We start from the raw sequence: 17,394 nt of genomic DNA, 5'->3' as shown, positions 1-17,394 counted from the left end.
ACTGGATTCACGTCGCCCCGCCTCGGAGCGGCACCCTCTCCACCGAACCAGGACACCATCATGCCGATGATCGACGTATACATTCCCGAAGGCGCGCTCGCACCGGATGCCGAAGCACAACTGATGGAAGAACTGATGGACACGCTGATCCGCCACGAGGGACTCGATCCCGACAATCCGCGCGTGCGGGACGTGACATGGATCTTCGTCCATCGGCCGGCGGCCGTGTATCGCGCCGGGGCGGTCGCGCCCGCGCCGATCTATCGGATCGTGCCGACCGTGCCGGAAGGGCAGTACACGGACGCCGCGCGTGCTGGGCTGATTGCGGACGTGACCGCCGCTGTGGCTCGCGCGGAAGGCGTGCCGATCGCCACCATCGCGGCGCGTGTGTGGGTCTTTCCATCGGAAATCGACGACGGCTGTTGGGGCAGCCGCGGCGTCGTGCGCCGCCTGCCCGACATCATGGACTATTTCGGCGGCGCACCGCTGCGGGCGCTCGGAGAACAGCGGCTGGCGATCAAGCGGCGCACGGATGCGATCGCGATGCTCGAAGCCGCACTCGCCGCGATGCGCGAGACGCATCAAGACCTGTCGCTCACTCGCAACGCCGAGCTCGCGAACTGATGCTCGGCGAGCGCGTACCGCCTCCCGATGCCCGAACCCGGCTTCAGGTGATGCGGGCATCTGCGGCGCACGCAACGGCGCGGCGACCTCGCCCGACTCGCCACCAGGGTTCGCATTGGCCGTGACGACGTCGCACGGCCCGACGAACGCGCCGATCGCAACCATGACGACTGTCATTGCCAGCCGGGGCTCTTGAAGATGGGCGAGCGCGGAGCGACGACGCGCAGCCGCACGGAGGCTCGCCCGCGATCACGCGTGTGTCATGCCGACACCTCCGCAAACGAAAGCGGTGCGAGATCCGGATGCGCGCCAAGCCGGGCGGCGAGGAAATCCATCAGCAAACGGCTCCTCCGCGGCAGATGCATGCGCTGCGGCATGCACAGGTGCAGGCCGTAACGGCAGGTCACGTGCCGGATCAGCAGCGGCACGAGACGCCCCTCGCGAATGTGCGCGTGAACCGAATAGCCGAAGAACTGGCCGATCGCGGCGCCGCTCAGTACCGTGTCGAGTTCCGCATCGATGTCGTTGGTCGCGATGAACGGGGCGATCTGTCGTGTGTCGACCCGACCATCAACCAGGAATTCCCACGGAAACGGCTTGCCGGTGCGCGGATACAGGAACGCGGTGCAACGATGATCGCGCAGCGCGTCGATCGTCTGCGGCTCGCCGTGTCGACGCAGATACGCGGGCGCCGCGCAGACGATCAATTGCAGATCGGCGATGCGTCGTGCAACGAGCCCGCTGTCGGGCAGATTGCCGGTCCGCACGGCGATGTCGATCCGCTGCTCGACGATGTCGGCCATGTCGTCGCTGACGATCAGCTCGGCCGTGACGCCCGGCTGCCGGTCGCAGAATTCGCCGAGCAGTGGCGCGAGAAAGCGCCGAGCCAGCGAATACGGCGCCGCAACACGGATCGTGCCGGCCGCGTGCGCCCGATCGTCGTCGAGCATGCGCAGCGCGCTCTCCAGTTCCCCGACAGCGCCGCGGCACTGTGCAAGCAAACGCTCACCCTCGAGCGTCAGCACGATCCCGCGCGTCGAGCGCTGGAGCAGCCGCACGTTCAACAGCGCTTCCAGCGCCGCGACCTGCTTGCTGGCCGCTTGCGGCGTCATGCCCAGCTCGCGGGCGCCCGCGCTGATACCGCCCGCGGCCGCGATACGGACGAATACCGTCAGCGCCTTCAACCGATCCATTCGCAGCTCCCGTCAAGCCCGGAACGCCCGGGCGATCGTCCCTGGCATCGTAACGCCTGTCCGATCGGTTGAATCGGTTTCAACCGGTCAGGTGCTATTCGCGCGGCACCCTGCTTCGCACAATGGCGCTGTCTGGATACCCGGGGCCAAACGGCCCGTCGCCATGAACACATTTTCATTTTCAGTCGTTTCGCGAACCGTCTTCGCGGCCGCATTGATCGTCGCCGGTTCGCCCCGAGCAATCGCACAGGAAGCGGACGCGGGCAGCCGCGTGACCGAGACGGTACTGCTGCGAACCACGCATGCGTGGGACGGCTCGCGATATCGCACCTATCCGTCAGGACAACCGGAAATCACGGTCGTACGCTACACGATTCCGCCGCACGCGGTATTGCCGTGGCATACGCATCCGTCGATCAACATCGGCTACGTGCTGTCGGGCCACCTCACCGCCGTGCGCCGCAGCGACGGCAAGCGGCTGGCGCTCGGTCCCGGCGACGTGGTGCCGGAAATGATCGACGGCGCCCATCGCGGCGAGACCGGCGACGAGCGCGCCGAACTGATCGTGTTCTACGCCGGTACGCCTGGCGCGCCCCTGACGGTGCCCGACCGCCAGGACTAAGCACCTCGACCCTGCCCCCGGCCAGTCGGCCGGCTCGTTTCCCTTCACATGGAGCAACTCGTCATGTCCGATTCACGGAGCCTGTCAACCTCTTCCGCCGCGACGCGGCCCCGGCTCGACGGACGCGTCGCGCTCGTCACCGGCGGCGGCACCGGCATCGGCCGGGCGGCCGCGCTCGCATTCGCGCGTGAAGGCGCCCGCGTCGTCGTTGCCGGACGGCGCGCGGCGCCGCTCGACGAAACCGTGCGCGCGATTACCGGGCGCGGCGGCGAAGCCTTCGCGATAACCATCGACGTCGCCTCCGCCGATGGCGTGCGTGCGCTCGTCGACGCAACGATCGGACGCTACGGCGCATTGCATGCGGCATTCAACAATGCGGGTACGGAAGGGGCGTTCGCGCCGATCGTGGAACAGACCGAGGCCGACTTCGACACGGTGATCGCCACCAATCTCAAGGGTACGTGGCTGTCGATCAAATACGAAATGGAGGCAATGCTCGCGCACGGCGGCGGTGCGATCGTCAATACGTCGTCGTGGCTCGCGAAAGGCGCGCTTGCCGGCTCGTCGACCTATTCGGCCAGCAAGGGCGCGCTCGATACGCTGGTGCGCGCGGTGGCGCTCGAAGGCGGCCCGCACCGCATCCGGATCAACAACGTGAACCCCGGCATCATCGATACGCCGATGGCGCGCCGTTTCGGCGACGACGAGATGTTCCGCCCGTTCGCCGCATTCACGCCCGCCCGGCGGATCGGCACGCCCGAAGACGTGGCCGACGCGGCCGTCTGGCTTTGCAGCGACGAAGCGCGCTTCGTGACGGGCGAATCGCTCCTGGTCGACGGCGGCTACACGATCGGCGGCATGCGCTGACCGGCACTGCCACGGAGGAAGAACCGATGGAATACGTGAGACTGGGAGCGTCCGGGCTGAAGGTGTCGACGCTGTGCCTGGGCTGCATGACCTACGGCGACCCGTCATGGCGCCCGTGGGTCACGACCGAGGAGGTGGCTCGCCCTTTCATTCGCACGACACTCGATGCGGGGGTGAATTTCTTCGACACGGCCGACATCTACTCGGGCGGCGAGAGCGAGCGCATTCTCGGGCGCGCGCTGCGCGATTTCGCGACGCGCGACGACGTGGTGATCGCAACCAAGGCGTTCTTTCCGACCGGCGACGGGCCGAATGCGCGCGGGCTGTCGCGCAAGCATCTGCTCGCCAGCATCGATGCGTCGCTGCAGCGCCTCGGGACGGATTACGTCGATCTCTACGTGATCCACCGGTTCGATCCGGACACGCCGATCGAAGAAACGCTCGATGCGCTCGATACCCTCGTGAGGAGCGGCAAGGTCCGCTACCTCGGCGCGTCGTCGATGCATGCATGGCAATTCATGAAGATGCTCGCGTTTCAACGGCATCACGGACTCGCCCGATTCGTGTCGATGCAGAGCCAGTACAGCCTGATCTGCCGCGACAACGAGCGCGACATGCTGCCGCTTTGCATCGCAGAAGGGATGGCCTACACGCCGTGGTCCCCGCTCGGCCGCGGGCTACTGGCCGGCTCGCGTGATGCGGCGACGACGCGGGCCGCAACCGACCGGCAAATGGTGTCCTGGTACGACGGGCGCGACGCGGTCGCGGCGACCGTCGATGCGGTCAGGCAGGTGGCGCAGGCGCATGGGCTACCGCCCGCGCGGATTGCCCTGGCGTGGGCGCTGCACCGGCCCGGCGTCACCGCGCCGATCGTCGGGCTGTCGAAGCCGCATCACTTGGACGATGCGCTCGCGGCGCTCGATCTGACGCTCGACGATGCTGAAAACGCGTTGCTCGAGGTCGCGTTCAATCGAACGGTCGAACCGGTGCAGTGGTAACGGCGATGCGGGGAGCTGACCCGGTTGAAGGCGTGCGCTGCGCGAAGACAACGGAACGTGCGGCCCGCGCCACTGGAGCACATGCAGTTCAACGCACCCAACTGACGCCGCCGACGGCGACGCAGACGAATACCGTCACCGCCTTCAATCGATCCTCCGTGCCGGGCACGCCTTCATGGCGCCGCTCAGAACGGAGACCGTAGCGATCACAATGACGGGAAAAAGCCGACGGCTGATGAACGATGAAATCTCCAGGCTGCCGGTGTCTCCCCCGGGCTTGCGCAGTAGAGGCCGCTCCGTCGCGCCATCGACGCGTTCCCTTCCCTGTCGCTCTTCAACCTGCGAACGAGGCGCACCCAAGGATGGGCGCGCCTGTTTCACGGCTTACTTAACGATGTAGCACCAACACGGTTTGGGTTTGCTCGGGCCGACCACTGCGACAGGTTTGCAAGGATCGGACGGGCCGAGCACCGCTTCTCTTTCGCAAGGCGGCTGCGGCTTGGATGGACCGATCACCGCTTGAGCCATGGCCGATAGCGAAGCAGTGAGCATCAGGGAAGCCAGCAGGATTTTGATTTTCATCGGATATGTCTACTCTCAATATTATAGGAATCAATTGGATCGGCTGTTCGCCGTTCCTTCGTGCGGGCGTCGGAGAACGCCACGCAGGAGAGCATATTCTCGATGACAAGGACAAAACTATAGGACAACTTCCAAATTGGAGAAAATGGTCGCGTCCGAGTACGAAGGCCACATTGCGGCCACGACGAGTGTCCCGGCGACCGGATGGGTGACGCAGGGCAGGCGCGCGCCGGCCGCCGCAAAGCCCGGCAGCCCATCGCCCCGCCTGCCAGTCATGCGCGTTACTGGAACGCCACTTCCGCGAAGCTCCGCAGCTTCCGGCTATGCAGCTTGTCGAGCCCGTTCGTGCGCAGGATCTCCATCGCCTTCACGCCGATCTGCAGATGCTGGTCGACCTGTCCGCGATAGAACGTGTCGGCCATACCCGGCAGCTTCAGCTCGCCGTGCAGCGGCTTGTCCGACACGCACAGCAGCGTGCCGTACGGCACGCGGAAGCGGAAACCGTTCGCGGCGATCGTCGCGCTTTCCATGTCGAGCGCGATCGCGCGGCTCTGCGACAGCCGCTGCACGGGCTCCCGATGGTCGCGCAGCTCCCAGTTGCGGTTGTCGACGCTCGCGACCGTGCCCGTGCGCATCACGCGCTTCAGTTCCACGCCCTCGAGCCGCGTGACCTCGGCCACGCCGCGCTCGAGCGCGAGCTGCACTTCGGCCAGCGCCGGGATCGGCACCCATAGCGGCAGGTCGGCGTCGAGCACGTGATCTTCCCGCACGTAGCCGTGCGCGAGCACGTAGTCGCCCAGGCGCTGCGTGTTGCGCAGCCCCGCGCAGTGGCCGAGCATCACCCACGCGTGCGGGCGCAGCACCGCGATGTGATCGGTGATCGTCTTCGCGTTCGACGGGCCGACGCCGATGTTGACCATCGTGATCCCGCTGCCGTCCGCGCGCTTCAGGTGATACGCAGGCATCTGCGGCAGGCGCGGCGGCGCGGTGCCCTCGGCCGGCTCGCCGCCGAGGTTCGCGTTGTACGTGACGACGTCGCCCGGCTCGACGAACGCGCTGTACTCGCTGCGGTACGCGCGCACCTCGGGATCGTCGCTTTCCGTCATCATCGTGCGGCCGAGCTTCACGAACTCGTCGATGTAGAACTGGTAGTTCGTGTAGAGCACGTAGTTCTGGAAATGCGTGGGCGACGTCGCCGTGTAGTGGCGCAGCCGATGCAGCGAGAAGTCGACGCGCGCGGCCGTGAACAGCGCGAGCGGATGCGGCTCGCCCGGCGCCGGCTCGAACGTGCCGTTGACGATGCGGTCGTCGAGATACGACAGGTCGGGCGTGTCGAAGATGTCGCGCATCGCGAGCAGGCGGTCGCGATCGAGCTCGCCCTCGAGATGGATGCCTTCCGGAAACGCGAAATGGATCGGAATCGGCTGCGACGACACGCCGATCTCGATCTTGACATGGTGGTTCTTCGCCAGCAGGCGCAGTTGCTCGCGGTAGTAGTTCGCGAAGAGATCGGGGCGCGTGACCGTCGTCTCGAATACGCCCGGCCCCGCGACGAAGCCGTACGAGCGGCGCGAATCGACGTGCGTGTTGACGTCGGTGCGGATCCGCACGAACGGATAGCACGCGCGCACGTGCTCGGTAATCGCTTCGTGGCGGCGATAGCGCGCAAATGCATCGCGCAAGAAGCCCGTATTCGTGTCGTAAATGGCGGACAGCCGCGCGACGGCAGCGATCGGATCGTCGAAAGCCTCGATCGACGGGCTTTCGGGCGACAGCACACGGTGCCGGCGGCTCAAATCGTTCTTCATTGTCATTACCTCGTCTGATCCGACGACATTACCACGGAACCCGGTCGCGCTTATGGCCGCCCCTGCGCACGCCGGGGCCGGATGGCGCGCAGTATTTGCTAAAATCGGTAGGTTCACTGGAGACTCATCATGAAGCCGCTCATTTTCGTCGCCGCTGCCGTCGCGTTTGCCGCCGCCAGCGTCGCTCATGCCGCCGGCGGCACGCCTGACGCCGACGCGCAGGCCCGGGCCGAGGCCAACGAAGCCGCCGGCCTGCCCGATCTCCGCAAGATCAACCGGCCGGGCGCCGAAGTCACGTCGAAAGTCGACTTCGCCGACATCCGCCGCACGCCGAGCTTCCACGAAAAGAGCAAGAACGGCACCGAAGTCACCGAGTACCGCGACCGCGGCAAGCCGGTCGAGATCGACGTGAAGTCGAACTTCGGCACGCGCTACCAGATGAGCTCGACGCCCGACACGTCGCCGAAGCCGCACGACGCGGGCGTCCCGATCACGCGCCTGCCGTCGCTGAACCTGCGCTACTGATTCCGAGGCGCCGCGCCCCGACCGCGCCGCCCCGCCCCTTCACCCGCTGTCGCGCCGCACGCCGCCCGCGTGCCGACACCCTGACCTGACGCATCCCGCATGGCCGTTTTCACCGCTGTTTCCGACTCCGATCTCGCGCAATGGATGCGCCACTACGAACTGGGCGACGTGCTTGCGTTCCGCGGCATTCCGTCCGGTATCGAAAACAGCAATTTCTTCCTGACGACGACGCGCGGCGAATACGTCCTCACGATCTTCGAAAAGCTCACGGCGCAGCAGTTGCCGTTCTACCTCGACCTGATGCGCCACCTGGCCGCCCACGGCGTGCCGGTGCCGGACCCGGTCCCGCGTGACGACGGCGCGTTGTTCGGCGAGCTGCACGGCAAGCCGGCCGCGATCGTCACGAAACTCGACGGCGCGGCCGAACTCGCGCCCGGAGTCGAACACTGCATCGAGGTCGGGCAGATGCTCGCGCGCCTGCACCTCGCGGGCCGCGACTATCCGCGCAGCCAGCCGAACCTGCGCAGCCTGCCGTGGTGGCAGGAGAACGTGCCGGCGATCGTGCCGTTCATCACGGACGCGCAACGCACGCTGCTCGAAGGCGAGCTCGCGCACCAGGCCGGCTTCTTCGCGTCGGACGACTATGCGGCGCTGCCGGCCGGCCCATGCCATTGCGACCTGTTCCGCGACAACGTGCTGTTTGCGCACGCGGCGCCCGGCACCGGCCACGACGTGCGGCTCGGCGGCTTCTTCGACTTCTATTTCGCAGGCTGCGACAAGTGGCTGTTCGACGTCGCGGTCACCGTCAACGACTGGTGCGTCGACCTCGCGACCGGCGTGCTCGACGTCGCGCGCGCCGATGCGCTGCTGCGCGCGTACCAGACGGTCCGGCCGTTCACGGCCGAGGAACGCCGCCACTGGAGCGACATGCTGCGCGCGGGCGCGTACCGCTTCTGGGTGTCGCGCCTGTACGACTTCTACCTGCCGCGCGCGGCCGAGATGCTCAAGCCGCACGACCCCGGCCATTTCGAACGCATCCTGCGTGAGCGTATCGCGCATACGCCCGCGCTTCCCGAGATCCAAACCGCATGCAACTGATCGAAGTGCCCGCGAAAACGGGCTATGTCTGGTTCCGTCAAGGCATCTGGCTGTTCCGCCGGAATCCGCTCGCGTTCATCACGCTGTTCTTCACGTATCTGCTCGCGATCACGCTGGTGTCGATGGTGCCCGTGATCGGCTCCGCGCTGCCGCTGGTGTTCATTCCCGGCATCGCGGTCGGCTTCATGGCCGCGTGCCGCGACACGGTGGCCGGCAAGACCGTGATGCCGACGATCCTCGTCGACGGCTTTCGCTCGTACGGCACCGTCGCGACCCAGCGGCTGCTCGTGCTCGGCGTGATCTACGTCGCGTCGATGGTGCTGGTGTTCGCCGCGTCGTCGCTCGTGGACGGCGGCGCGCTGTTCCACGTGATGATGGGCGCGGCCGACGAAGCGAACACGACGCCCGAGACGCTCGCCGCGCAAGGCACGCTGGGCGCGCTGTTCTTCGCGACGCTGCTCTATCTGCCGGTCGCGATGTTGTTCTGGTTCGCGCCGGTGCTGGTCGCGTGGCATGACGTTCCGCCCGCGAAGGCGCTGTTCTTCAGCGTCGTCAGTTGCTGGCGCAATCGCGGCGCGTTCGTCGTGTACGGCGTGCTGTGGTTCGCCGTCGCGCTCGGCACGTCGCTCGCGCTGTCGCTGCTGCTGCAGGCGCTCGGCGCCGGCGCGTACGCGCTGACGATCATGATGCCGGTGACGATCATCATCGTCACGATGCTGTACTGCTCGTTCTACGCGACCTATCGCGGCTGCTTCGGCGTACAGGAACCGGGCGCGACGACGACGATGTCGGGCCGCTGACCCTCTCCCGGCCGGCGCGCGTCGTCAGCGCCGCCGCGCTGTTTCCAGTACCGGGTCGTCGCCCCGCGCGCTTCTGATCTCTCCCTTTTCCGGTATCCAAAGCTTCGGGCGCCTCTGTTCAACCCGATCTTTTGCGCGCAAAATAATTTGCGTACAAATCGTTCGCGCATCCGACGCGCTTCCCGAATCATGGATCGCCCGCCTTCCCTGCCCCAGACGCTCGACGAGCAACTCTGCTTCGCGCTTTACTCGACTTCGCACGCGATGACGAAGGCGTACAAGCCGCTGCTCGACAAGCTGTCGCTGACCTATCCCCAATATCTCGCGATGCTCGTGCTGTGGGAGCGCGACGACCTGGCCGTAAAGGACATCGCCGCGCGGCTCGACCTCGATCCGGCCACGGTCACGCCGCTGCTCAAGCGGCTGGAAGCGCTCGGCTACGTCGAGCGCGTGCGCAGCGCGGCGGACGAACGCGTCGTCAACGTGCGCGTGACGTCGGAAGGCCGTGCGCTGAAGGACCGCGCGCGCTCGGTGCCCGCCGACCTCTTTTGCGCGATGCAACAGACACCCGACTTCCTGATCAGGCTGCGCGCCGATCTCCAGCAGTTGCGCGACGCGTTGTCGGTGGCCAACGAACGCTGACGCTCGCACGCTGAAACTCGGACCGACCTACCCGGCGCCGCCGGTTTTTTTTAAAAATTTGATTTGCACACTAATCATTTGTGTTCTATATTCTGGTCATGGCCGGCGACATCCCGTCCAACCGGACCGCTTTCTCCCTCTCTTCCCGACAGGAGCTGCACGATGAACATTCTGTACAAGACCAGCGCCACGAGCACGGGCGGCCGCGACGGCCGCGCGGTATCCGCCGACCACAAGCTGGAAGTGAAGCTGGCCGCGCCGCGCGAACTCGGCGGCACGGGTGCGGAAGGCACGAATCCGGAGCAACTGTTTGCCGCAGGTTACTCGGCCTGTTTCCTGAGCGCGATGAAATTCGTCGCGGGCCAGAACAAGCAGACGCTGCCGGCCGATACGCAAGTCACCGCGGAAGTGGGCATCGGCCCGAACGACGCAGGCGGCTTCGGGCTCGACATCGAGCTGCGCGTGTCGCTGCCGGGGCTGGACAAGAACGACGCGCAAACGCTGGTCGACAAGGCGCACCACGTGTGCCCGTATTCGAACGCCACGCGCAACAACGTGCCGGTGCGCCTGACGGTCGTCTGACGCGACGCAGGTTGCGGCTGCAGTAGAGTACAAAAAGGGCGCGTGCGGCTCCATGCCGCACGCGCCCTTTTGCACGATTCGTCGAAATGGCGGGCCGGCAGGCCCGCGTGCGCCGCTTAGCGCGCGCCGATCGAATACGGACGGTTCATTGCCGCGTCGCGATCGATCTTGCGCATGCGGAATTCGAGATCGTAGATGTCGGTGGCTTCGGCCAGGTACGCGTCGGCGCGCTCTTTCGCGGCCTTTTCAGCGTTCTTGGTCAGCATCAGGAAGAGGTGGCTCAGCAGGTACATGGTCGATCTCGCTGTTCAAAGGTTCTGGACTAGGGTTTTCCCGAATTATAGGGAAAACCCTAGTCTTTGACCAGCGTCGATCAAACGGTGCGTCGTTCGGTCGCCACAGTGCGGCGATGGGCTTCGAAAAAAGCCCAGATCATCGCGCTGGCGTCGGGGCCGACCGCCGCGTGAAACGGCACGGCTTCGTCGCCGCCGGCCCACGCGTGATCGAGCCCTTTCACGTGGCACAGCCGCACGACCGGCTCGCCGTCGCGGCACACGTCGGTAATCTGGACGCCCGTTTTGCGCGTCTCGACGCGCTCGCCGCCGCGCAGCGCGCCCCGGCTGTCGGCGAGCCCGTTCAGGCGCATGAACTGGACGGTCAGCTGATCGGCATTCTTCGGCGCGACGACATGATCGCCGTCGCCCTGGACGATCAGCGCGGGCATGCCCGGATACGCACCGGCATCGACCAGCGCGTCGACCGCCGCGGCCGGGTTCTGCCGCAGCCCGCGGCGCATCACGTCCATCGCGGTGATGCCGGAATTCGCTTCGCCGAACGCGGGGCCCGAGTGCAACGCGACCGCCGCGAAACGGTCCGGGTGGTGCAGCGCAAGCAGCGACGCAAGCCCCGCGCCGGCCGACAGCCCCGCGACGTAGACGCGCGACGCGTCGAAGCCGTGCTCGTCGACCAGCGCGTCGACCAGCGCCGCCACCGTGTCCGCCTCGCCGCGCCCCGCGCGGTCGGTGTCTTCATACCAGTGCCAGCAACCATGCGCGTGCGCGCGCAGCGACTGTTCCGGGTACAGCACCGCGAAGCCGTGCTTGTCGGCCAGCAGGTTCATTCGCGTGCCCTGCGCGAATTCGTCCGCCGACTGCTGGCACCCGTGCAGCATCACGACGAGCGGCATCGCGCCACGCCGGCGGCCGGGCGGTACGTAAAGCCCGTACGCGAGATTCTGGACGAGGCGGCCGAGCGCGGGCGCCATCGGATGTTCGCCGCGCGTCCACTCGCCCGCCGCCCACGCGGCCGCGCGCGGCCGCACGCGCGATTCGCGTGGCGGGGACGGATCGGACACGGCGGGAGAGGCCGCGGCCTCGAGTGCGTCGCGCGTGATGCGCTGCGCGTCGCGCGCCGCGCGCTTGGCGGCCGGGGACAGCATGCGTTTCATGCCGCCCAGCCACACCTTGGTCAGACTTTTGGTCATCGATCGGGCTCGCAGTCAGGAAAAATAGGGGCGCGATGAAGGCGCCGCAACGGATGCATCGTTTGACTTTGTGCAATGCACCATAACATTGTTTCCAGGATTTTTCCTGCTCGCCGAGCGTGCCCGGCAGCGCAAAAAACGGGCCTCATGCGGACGCGGCGCTATACTGGGGTTTGGTCGCTTGTATCCGTTGTAGTCGTTCTTCCCGGCTCGCGCGTTGATTTAAGCATTGTCCCGCCTTCGTTCGTCCCCTTCCCGATGTTCGACCTGCCCGCTCACCTGTGGATCATGATCACCGCGTTCGGCGGCGCCGGCCTGACGTTGCCGCTCGCGATCACGATAGCCGTCTGGCTCGCGCTCGGCTACTCGTGGCAGCGCGCGGCCGCGTGGCTCGGCGTGCTCGCGGCCGCGATCGGCGTGGTGGCGCTCACGAAGATCGCGTTCCTCGGCTGGGGCATCGGCATCCGCGCGTGGGATTTCACCGGGTTCAGCGGCCATGCGATGCTGTCGACGTCGGTGTATCCGGTCGCGATTTTCCTCGCGCTGATCCGCACGCGCACGCCGGTGCGAATCGCCGGCATCGCGCTCGGGCTGGCGGCCGGCGTCGCGGTCGGCGTGTCGCGGGTCGCGCTCGACGCGCATTCGCCGTCCGAATCGATCACCGGCTGCATCGTCGGCGCGATCGCCGCGCTCGCGTTCATCGCCGGCTCGTGGCGCGCGGCGCCGCACCGCTGGTCGGTGCCGGCGGTCGTCGCGAGCCTCGCGCTCGTCACCGTCGCGCTCCACGGCCTCACGGTGCCGTCGCATCGCTGGGTCACCAAGGTCGCGCTGGAACTGTCGGGCCACGAGCGCCCGTTCGTCCGCGCGCGCTGGAAGGCCAATCCGAACTACCATCCCGCGTCGCAGCCGTCGTCGCTGCAGCGCACCGAATCGGCGCCGCCTGTGCTTCACGCGTGACCGGCCGCCCGTTTTCACCGCCCGTTTTCACCGCCCGTTTTCACCGCCCGTTTTCACGTCTGATCTTCACGTCTGATCATTTCATGCGCACCGCCGCATGAGCAGTATGTCGAGCGTTATAACCCGCCCTATATTACGATGACGGTTTCCACCCATTCACGACGAACTCCCATGCGCTCAACCGTCCGTCCGCTTCGCCGCGCCCTGCTTCGCTTACTGCCGATCGCCACGCTCGCCGCCGGGATCGCGCTCAGCGCGCCCGCTTGCGCCGCCGACGAACTGGTCGTGTCGGCGGCCGCCAGCCTGACGAACGCGTTCAAGGCCGTCGGCGACGCGTACGAGAAGCAGCATCCGGACACCAGGGTGCTGTTCAACTTCGGCGCATCGGACGTGCTGATGCAGCAGATCGCCAAGGGCGCGCCGGCCGACGTGTTCGCGTCGGCCGACCAGAAGGCGATGGATCGGGCGGTGAACGAGAAGGTGATCGTGCCCGGCACGCGCCGCGATTTCGCGGCGAACTCGCTCGTGCTGATCGTGCCGGCGGACAGCCGCGCGGCCGCGCCGACGTCGCTGAACGACCTGACCGCGCCGGGCGTGAAGCGCATCGCGTACGGCGACCCGGCGTCGGTACCGGTCGGCCGCTACACCGAGGGCGCGCTGCGCGCGGCCGGGGTGTGGGATGCGGTCAGCACGAAGGGCGTGCTGGCCGCCAACGTGCGCCAGAGCCTCGACTACGTCGCGCGCGGCGAGGTCGACGCAGGCTTCGTGTTCGGCACCGACGCGGCGATCATGCCGGGCCGCGTGAAAATCGCGCTGACGGTGCCGACCCGGACGGCCATCACCTACCCGATCGCCGTGGTCAAGGACAGCCGCCACGCCGCGCAGGCGCAGTCGTTCATCGATTTCGTCGCGTCGCCGCAGGGCCAGGCCGTGCTGTCGACGTTCGGCTTCAAGCCCGCCAAGTGAGCGAATCGCGATGCAAGACGCCTGGGTCCCGCTACTGCTGTCGCTGAAGGTTGCCGGCTGGGCGACCGCGCTCGACATCGTGCTCGGCGTCGCGGCCGCGTTCATGCTCGCGCGCTGGCGCTCGCCGCTGCGCGACGTCGTCGATTCCGTGCTGACGCTGCCGCTCGTGCTGCCGCCGACGGTGCTCGGCTATTACCTGCTCGTGCTGCTCGGCCGGCGCGGCGTGTTCGGCGCGTGGCTCGACAGGTTCGGCATCGAACTGGTGTTCACGTGGCAAGGCGCGGTGATCGCGTCGATGGTCGTCGCGTTTCCGCTGATCCTGAAATCGGCGCGCGCGGCGTTCGAGGGCGTCGATCCGCATCTCGAGCGCGCCGCGCGCACGCTCGGGCTCGGCGAAGCCGCGGTGTTCTTCCGCGTCACGCTGCCGCTCGCTACGCGCGGGATTCTCGCCGGGGCGCTGCTCGCGTTCGCGCGCGCGCTCGGCGAATTCGGCGCGACGCTGATGATCGCCGGCAACCTGCCCGGCCGCACGCAGACGCTGTCGGTCGCGATCTACGCGGCCGTGCAGGCCGGCGACGACAACACGGCCAACTTCCTCGTGCTGGTGACGTCGATCACCTGCGTGCTCGTGCTGCTCGCGACCGGCTGGCTCGTGCCGTCGCGCGCCCGGCGGAGCCAGTTGACTTGACGTCCTCCTCCGCCTAAAGGGAGAGGATTCCCACACCTGGCGATGCACGTCCGCATCGGAGAATGTTCAGCGCAGCGTTGATATCTCGATCATGCACGACACCACATCCACTGCAGGCCCATTCTCTTATTCTCAGTCCCGCGATACCTTTCGGCCGCGTCGTGCTGGCTTGCGACCCGCACGCCGAACAGGACTGGGTAAAACCGCTTTCGTCGACTTCCTCGAGCGTGGCCCCGTGCGCGATCGCTTTGTAACGAAACTTGTTTCGGAAGGACGACCAGGATGCGTCGTAGACGCTTTTCGCCATTCTGGTTCTGGCGAGTTTTGCGGCCGACACGTTGCCGACCGCGATGTAATCGAAGCGCCGCACCAGATCGAGCGCGAGCTTGTGCTGGAAGTCGGCGCGGACATTCGCCACCTTCGCGTGCAGCTTCGCGATATGCCGTTTGTGCTTTCGCGCTCGTTGCGCTTTCGCCAGCTTTTCCGCCGCTCGTCGACCGAACGGGTCATTGGGCAGCTTCTCGCCGGTCGAAAGTGCGGCGAAGTCTTTCAGGCCGAGATCGATGCCCACACCGGAACGGATAGGTCGGGCCGGAACATCCGGCATCTCGATCACAATGTTGAGAAACCAGTTGCCGCGTGCATCCTGCGCAAAGTTGGTCCCATCCTTGATCTTGCCTTCGGGAAGCGGCCGGCTGTTGAACACGCGAAACATGTTGCCGGCGAAACGGAACGCGTCACCCTCGCGCTTCAGGTCACGGCCCTTCAGCGGCACCCAGCCGAGCGATTTCCTGCCGCGATAGCGCAGGTAGGGCCGACGGTGCTGGCTGCCCGACTTCGCATATTGCTCGCATGTTGCGTTGATCGTGCCGGAGTGAATACCGAGTTCCTTGCTGCTGCCGGTTGTCAGCACGTTCAGGTCGAATCCGGTCGGCCACTTCTTGCTCCACTTGAGCGCGTGCTTCTGCGTGTCGTTGCAGAAATTCCAGACGTAGTTCACCGCGCGGCTCTGCTTGTTGAGCAGTCCGTTGAGCGATTTCACCCGGTAGCGATAGACAAGGATCATGCAGGTGATCCTAACCCGTGGAAGAAGCTGTCTGTCAACAGCACGCCTCTCCTCCCCGTCCTGAAGGACGGGGTTTCTCGGAGCAAATTCTGATGAAGCACCTGCGCTGCCCGTATCACGTCTGTCGTCCGGCAGCCGGCCCGCTTCGGCGGAGGCCCGCATGAGCGTCGTCGTCGATATCCGCAAGACCTACGCGAACGCCGAGCGCCGCTTCACGCTCGACGTGTCGTTCACGGCGACGACGCAGCGCGTCGTGCTGTTCGGGCCGTCGGGCGCGGGCAAGAGCATGACGCTGCAGGCGATCGCCGGGCTGCTGACGCCCGACGCAGGCGCGATCACGCTGAACGGCGAGCCGCTGTTCGACGCCGCGCGCCGCATCGACGTGCCGACCCGCGAACGCCGTGTCGCGTACCTGTTCCAGGACTACGCGCTGTTCCCGCATCTGAACGTGCGGCAGAACATCGCGTTCGGGCTCACGGCCGGCCTGCGCAACCCGCGCGCGAAGACGGCGCCGCCGGAGGTCGCGTACTGGCTGCGCGCGTTCGATCTCGAATCGCTCGCGGGGCAATATCCGTCGCAACTGTCGGGCGGGCAGAAGCAGCGCGTGGCGCTCGCCCGTGCGCTGGTCGCGCAGCCGCGCATCCTGCTGCTCGACGAACCGTTCGCGGCGCTCGACGGCGCGATGCGCCAGCGCATGCGCCACGAGCTCGCCGAGCTGCAGGCGCGGCTCGACATCCCGATGGTGCTGATCTCGCACGACCCCGACGACGTCGCCGCGTTCGGCGATCAGGTCGTGCAGTTGAGCGAAGGACGCGTGCAGGCGAGTTCGCCGCATGCCGAGTGGCCGACGCGCGTCACCTGAGCGCGCGACGCCGTGGTCGTGAGCGTGGCGCCGGTCGCCACGTTGGAGCCTGGGAGCAGCCGCGTCGCGGCACATGCTGAACGCGGAAACGAAGCCGGTGCGATGCGCACGCGTGCGGCACCGGCTTCGCCCCGCCCCGCACGCCGGCCGCCGGCCAACGCAAGCCGCGCTACCGCGCGGGTCAGCCCGTCACCGCCAGAATCACGCTCGACGCCTTGAACAGCGCGATCGCGCGCCGACCGGCGTCGAGCTGCAACGCATCGACGCTGTCGTTGGTCACGACGGCCGTCAGCGTCCCGCCGCCGTCGAGCGCCAGCGTCACCTCGCTGTTGACCGCGCCCGCCGTGACGGCTTCGACGCCGCCGCGCAGCCGGTTGCGCGCGGACACCTTCAGGTCGGGTCCGCCCTCGTCGACCGCGAGCACGACCCACGACGCCTTCACCAGCGCGCACGCGTCCGCGCCTTCCCGCAACCCGAGCGCCTCGGCGCTTTCGTGCGTCAGCACGGCGACGACGGCTTGCCCGCCCGGCAGCGCAAGCGTGACCTCGTCGTTGACGGTGCCGCGCACGATCGATGCGACCTTGCCGAACAACTGGTTGCGCGCGCTCGTCTTCATCCCGATCCGCCCGATCAGCGCCCAGTCGACGTCGAAGCCGGCAACGGCCGCGCTCGCGGCCTCGATGAAACGGCGATGCTCGCGCTCGATCGCGCGGAACGCGGCGATCAGCGACGTCGCGCGCGGCGTCAGCGTGGTGCCGCCGCCACCCTTGCCGCCGGTCGAACGCGCGACGAGCGGTTCGCCGGCGAGATTGTTCATCGTGTCGACCGCGTCCCACGCGGCCTTGTAGCTGAGGCCCACCGCCTTCGCCGCACGCGTGATCGAACCGGTGTCGCCGATCGCCGCGAGCAGCGCGATGCGCGTCGCGCCGCCGAGCGTCTGTTCGCCGGCGCGCAGCCACAGCTCGCCGCCCAGTTCGAGCGGTTCGGCGGACGAGGAAGAATGCGGTGCGTCGGTCATCATCGGCATGCGT

20 protein-coding genes are annotated in these 17,394 nt (G+C 67.1%); 13 read left to right on the top strand and 7 right to left on the bottom strand.

Features of this window, described 5'->3' with window-relative positions; all coding sequences use genetic code 11:
* The first annotated feature begins 60 nt into the window (after window positions 1-60).
* Window positions 61-624, top strand: a complete 564-nt coding sequence (locus GJG85_RS28720; RefSeq protein ID WP_204384131.1) for a Tautomerase enzyme — start codon at window positions 61-63, stop codon at window positions 622-624.
* 260 nt (window positions 625-884) lie between these two features.
* Here GJG85_RS28720 and GJG85_RS28715 read toward each other — a convergent pair whose 3' ends face one another.
* Window positions 885-1,817 (bottom strand): LysR family transcriptional regulator, encoded by a 933-nt coding sequence (locus tag GJG85_RS28715; RefSeq protein WP_050011346.1) that lies wholly within the window; start codon window positions 1,815-1,817, stop codon window positions 885-887.
* Window positions 1,818-2,088: 271 nt separating this feature from the next.
* Between GJG85_RS28715 and GJG85_RS28710 the strand changes: the two genes are divergently transcribed.
* The 3 genes from GJG85_RS28710 to GJG85_RS28700 all read left to right on the top strand — a co-directional run bounded on the left by GJG85_RS28710 (window position 2,089) and on the right by GJG85_RS28700 (window position 4,304).
* Window positions 2,089-2,439, top strand: coding sequence for a cupin domain-containing protein (locus tag GJG85_RS28710; protein ID WP_239468960.1), 351 nt, complete (start codon window positions 2,089-2,091; stop codon window positions 2,437-2,439).
* 63 nt (window positions 2,440-2,502) lie between these two features.
* Window positions 2,503-3,306: a glucose 1-dehydrogenase gene (locus GJG85_RS28705; protein WP_089489724.1), complete on the top strand. Its 804-nt coding sequence runs from the start codon at window positions 2,503-2,505 to the stop codon at window positions 3,304-3,306.
* Between the two features lie 26 nt (window positions 3,307-3,332).
* Window positions 3,333-4,304, top strand: coding sequence for an aldo/keto reductase (locus GJG85_RS28700; protein ID WP_204384129.1), 972 nt, complete (start codon window positions 3,333-3,335; stop codon window positions 4,302-4,304).
* A 384-nt stretch (window positions 4,305-4,688) separates the two neighbouring features.
* Here GJG85_RS28700 and GJG85_RS28695 read toward each other — a convergent pair whose 3' ends face one another.
* Window positions 4,689-4,886 carry a hypothetical protein gene (locus tag GJG85_RS28695; RefSeq protein ID WP_124593245.1) on the bottom strand — a complete coding sequence of 66 codons (198 nt, stop codon included), beginning with the start codon at window positions 4,884-4,886 and terminating at the stop codon, window positions 4,689-4,691.
* A 281-nt stretch (window positions 4,887-5,167) separates the two neighbouring features.
* Window positions 5,168-6,694: an AMP nucleosidase gene (locus GJG85_RS28690; protein ID WP_050011350.1), complete on the bottom strand. Its 1,527-nt coding sequence runs from the start codon at window positions 6,692-6,694 to the stop codon at window positions 5,168-5,170.
* A 129-nt stretch (window positions 6,695-6,823) separates the two neighbouring features.
* Between GJG85_RS28690 and GJG85_RS28685 the strand changes: the two genes are divergently transcribed.
* The 5 genes from GJG85_RS28685 to GJG85_RS28665 all read left to right on the top strand — a co-directional run bounded on the left by GJG85_RS28685 (window position 6,824) and on the right by GJG85_RS28665 (window position 10,341).
* Entirely contained in the window at window positions 6,824-7,219 is a 396-nt protein-coding gene (locus tag GJG85_RS28685) for a hypothetical protein (protein WP_027782546.1), read from the top strand.
* Between the two features lie 99 nt (window positions 7,220-7,318).
* Window positions 7,319-8,317 carry a homoserine kinase gene (locus tag GJG85_RS28680; protein WP_050011351.1) on the top strand — a complete coding sequence of 333 codons (999 nt, stop codon included), beginning with the start codon at window positions 7,319-7,321 and terminating at the stop codon, window positions 8,315-8,317.
* Window positions 8,308-9,117: a BPSS1780 family membrane protein gene (locus tag GJG85_RS28675; RefSeq protein ID WP_050011352.1), complete on the top strand. Its 810-nt coding sequence runs from the start codon at window positions 8,308-8,310 to the stop codon at window positions 9,115-9,117. Before GJG85_RS28680 ends, GJG85_RS28675 begins: the two co-directional genes overlap by 10 nt.
* Window positions 9,118-9,306: 189 nt before the next feature.
* Window positions 9,307-9,759: a MarR family transcriptional regulator gene (locus GJG85_RS28670; RefSeq protein WP_050011353.1), complete on the top strand. Its 453-nt coding sequence runs from the start codon at window positions 9,307-9,309 to the stop codon at window positions 9,757-9,759.
* A 162-nt stretch (window positions 9,760-9,921) separates the two neighbouring features.
* Window positions 9,922-10,341 carry an organic hydroperoxide resistance protein gene (locus GJG85_RS28665; protein WP_050011354.1) on the top strand — a complete coding sequence of 140 codons (420 nt, stop codon included), beginning with the start codon at window positions 9,922-9,924 and terminating at the stop codon, window positions 10,339-10,341.
* 116 nt (window positions 10,342-10,457) lie between these two features.
* Here GJG85_RS28665 and GJG85_RS28660 read toward each other — a convergent pair whose 3' ends face one another.
* Together GJG85_RS28660 and GJG85_RS28655 are read right to left on the bottom strand one after the other, a co-directional pair.
* Complete coding sequence (locus tag GJG85_RS28660) at window positions 10,458-10,634, bottom strand: DUF3563 family protein (protein ID WP_069618521.1); 177 nt, start codon at window positions 10,632-10,634, stop codon at window positions 10,458-10,460.
* Window positions 10,635-10,714: 80 nt separating this feature from the next.
* Window positions 10,715-11,824, bottom strand: a complete 1,110-nt coding sequence (locus GJG85_RS28655; RefSeq protein WP_089489132.1) for a PHB depolymerase family esterase — start codon at window positions 11,822-11,824, stop codon at window positions 10,715-10,717.
* 258 nt (window positions 11,825-12,082) lie between these two features.
* On the opposite strand from GJG85_RS28655, the gene GJG85_RS28650 reads away from it, so the two are divergent.
* The 3 genes from GJG85_RS28650 (at window position 12,083) to modB (ending at window position 14,435) form a co-directional block, all read left to right on the top strand.
* On the top strand, window positions 12,083-12,781 hold the full coding sequence (locus GJG85_RS28650; RefSeq protein ID WP_050011356.1) for a phosphatase PAP2 family protein: 699 nt from the start codon (window positions 12,083-12,085) through the stop codon (window positions 12,779-12,781).
* Between the two features lie 171 nt (window positions 12,782-12,952).
* Entirely contained in the window at window positions 12,953-13,747 is a 795-nt protein-coding gene (gene modA, locus GJG85_RS28645) for a molybdate ABC transporter substrate-binding protein (RefSeq protein WP_050011357.1), read from the top strand.
* Between the two features lie 10 nt (window positions 13,748-13,757).
* Complete coding sequence (modB, locus tag GJG85_RS28640) at window positions 13,758-14,435, top strand: molybdate ABC transporter permease subunit (protein ID WP_050011358.1); 678 nt, start codon at window positions 13,758-13,760, stop codon at window positions 14,433-14,435.
* Between the two features lie 13 nt (window positions 14,436-14,448).
* Here the strand turns inward: modB and GJG85_RS28635 are convergent, their stop codons facing one another.
* Window positions 14,449-15,501 (bottom strand): RNA-guided endonuclease TnpB family protein, encoded by a 1,053-nt coding sequence (locus GJG85_RS28635; RefSeq protein ID WP_204384487.1) that lies wholly within the window; start codon window positions 15,499-15,501, stop codon window positions 14,449-14,451.
* Between the two features lie 160 nt (window positions 15,502-15,661).
* On the opposite strand from GJG85_RS28635, the gene GJG85_RS28630 reads away from it, so the two are divergent.
* Window positions 15,662-16,363 carry an ATP-binding cassette domain-containing protein gene (locus GJG85_RS28630; protein ID WP_050018279.1) on the top strand — a complete coding sequence of 234 codons (702 nt, stop codon included), beginning with the start codon at window positions 15,662-15,664 and terminating at the stop codon, window positions 16,361-16,363.
* 181 nt (window positions 16,364-16,544) lie between these two features.
* Here the strand turns inward: GJG85_RS28630 and GJG85_RS28625 are convergent, their stop codons facing one another.
* Window positions 16,545-17,381: a TOBE domain-containing protein gene (locus GJG85_RS28625; RefSeq protein ID WP_050018282.1), complete on the bottom strand. Its 837-nt coding sequence runs from the start codon at window positions 17,379-17,381 to the stop codon at window positions 16,545-16,547.
* Window positions 17,382-17,394: the final 13 nt, after the last annotated feature.

Origin of the sequence: Burkholderia sp. MS389 (assembly GCF_016899425.1) — a bacterium.
Classification (GTDB): domain Bacteria; phylum Pseudomonadota; class Gammaproteobacteria; order Burkholderiales; family Burkholderiaceae; genus Burkholderia; species Burkholderia sola.
This window is presented reverse-complemented; position numbering and strand designations above follow the sequence as displayed.

Excerpts from the sequence above, each read along its gene's own strand:
- GJG85_RS28720 (WP_204384131.1), top strand. The coding sequence starts at position 61 with ATGCCGATGATCGACGTATACATTCCCGAAGGCGCGCTCGCACCGGAT.
- GJG85_RS28690 (WP_050011350.1), bottom strand. The coding sequence starts at position 6,694 with ATGAAGAACGATTTGAGCCGCCGGCACCGTGTGCTGTCGCCCGAAAGC.
- GJG85_RS28705 (WP_089489724.1), top strand. The coding sequence starts at position 2,503 with ATGTCCGATTCACGGAGCCTGTCAACCTCTTCCGCCGCGACGCGGCCC.
- GJG85_RS28625 (WP_050018282.1), bottom strand. The coding sequence starts at position 17,381 with ATGACCGACGCACCGCATTCTTCCTCGTCCGCCGAACCGCTCGAACTG.
- GJG85_RS28630 (WP_050018279.1), top strand. The coding sequence starts at position 15,662 with ATGAGCGTCGTCGTCGATATCCGCAAGACCTACGCGAACGCCGAGCGC.
- modA (WP_050011357.1), top strand. The coding sequence starts at position 12,953 with ATGCGCTCAACCGTCCGTCCGCTTCGCCGCGCCCTGCTTCGCTTACTG.
- GJG85_RS28695 (WP_124593245.1), bottom strand. The coding sequence starts at position 4,886 with ATGAAAATCAAAATCCTGCTGGCTTCCCTGATGCTCACTGCTTCGCTA.
- GJG85_RS28650 (WP_050011356.1), top strand. The coding sequence starts at position 12,083 with ATGTTCGACCTGCCCGCTCACCTGTGGATCATGATCACCGCGTTCGGC.
- GJG85_RS28635 (WP_204384487.1), bottom strand. The coding sequence starts at position 15,501 with ATGATCCTTGTCTATCGCTACCGGGTGAAATCGCTCAACGGACTGCTC.
- GJG85_RS28670 (WP_050011353.1), top strand. The coding sequence starts at position 9,307 with ATGGATCGCCCGCCTTCCCTGCCCCAGACGCTCGACGAGCAACTCTGC.
- GJG85_RS28665 (WP_050011354.1), top strand. The coding sequence starts at position 9,922 with ATGAACATTCTGTACAAGACCAGCGCCACGAGCACGGGCGGCCGCGAC.
- GJG85_RS28680 (WP_050011351.1), top strand. The coding sequence starts at position 7,319 with ATGGCCGTTTTCACCGCTGTTTCCGACTCCGATCTCGCGCAATGGATG.
- GJG85_RS28685 (WP_027782546.1), top strand. The coding sequence starts at position 6,824 with ATGAAGCCGCTCATTTTCGTCGCCGCTGCCGTCGCGTTTGCCGCCGCC.
- GJG85_RS28715 (WP_050011346.1), bottom strand. The coding sequence starts at position 1,817 with ATGGATCGGTTGAAGGCGCTGACGGTATTCGTCCGTATCGCGGCCGCG.
- modB (WP_050011358.1), top strand. The coding sequence starts at position 13,758 with ATGCAAGACGCCTGGGTCCCGCTACTGCTGTCGCTGAAGGTTGCCGGC.
- GJG85_RS28700 (WP_204384129.1), top strand. The coding sequence starts at position 3,333 with ATGGAATACGTGAGACTGGGAGCGTCCGGGCTGAAGGTGTCGACGCTG.
- GJG85_RS28675 (WP_050011352.1), top strand. The coding sequence starts at position 8,308 with ATGCAACTGATCGAAGTGCCCGCGAAAACGGGCTATGTCTGGTTCCGT.
- GJG85_RS28655 (WP_089489132.1), bottom strand. The coding sequence starts at position 11,824 with ATGACCAAAAGTCTGACCAAGGTGTGGCTGGGCGGCATGAAACGCATG.
- GJG85_RS28660 (WP_069618521.1), bottom strand. The coding sequence starts at position 10,634 with ATGTACCTGCTGAGCCACCTCTTCCTGATGCTGACCAAGAACGCTGAA.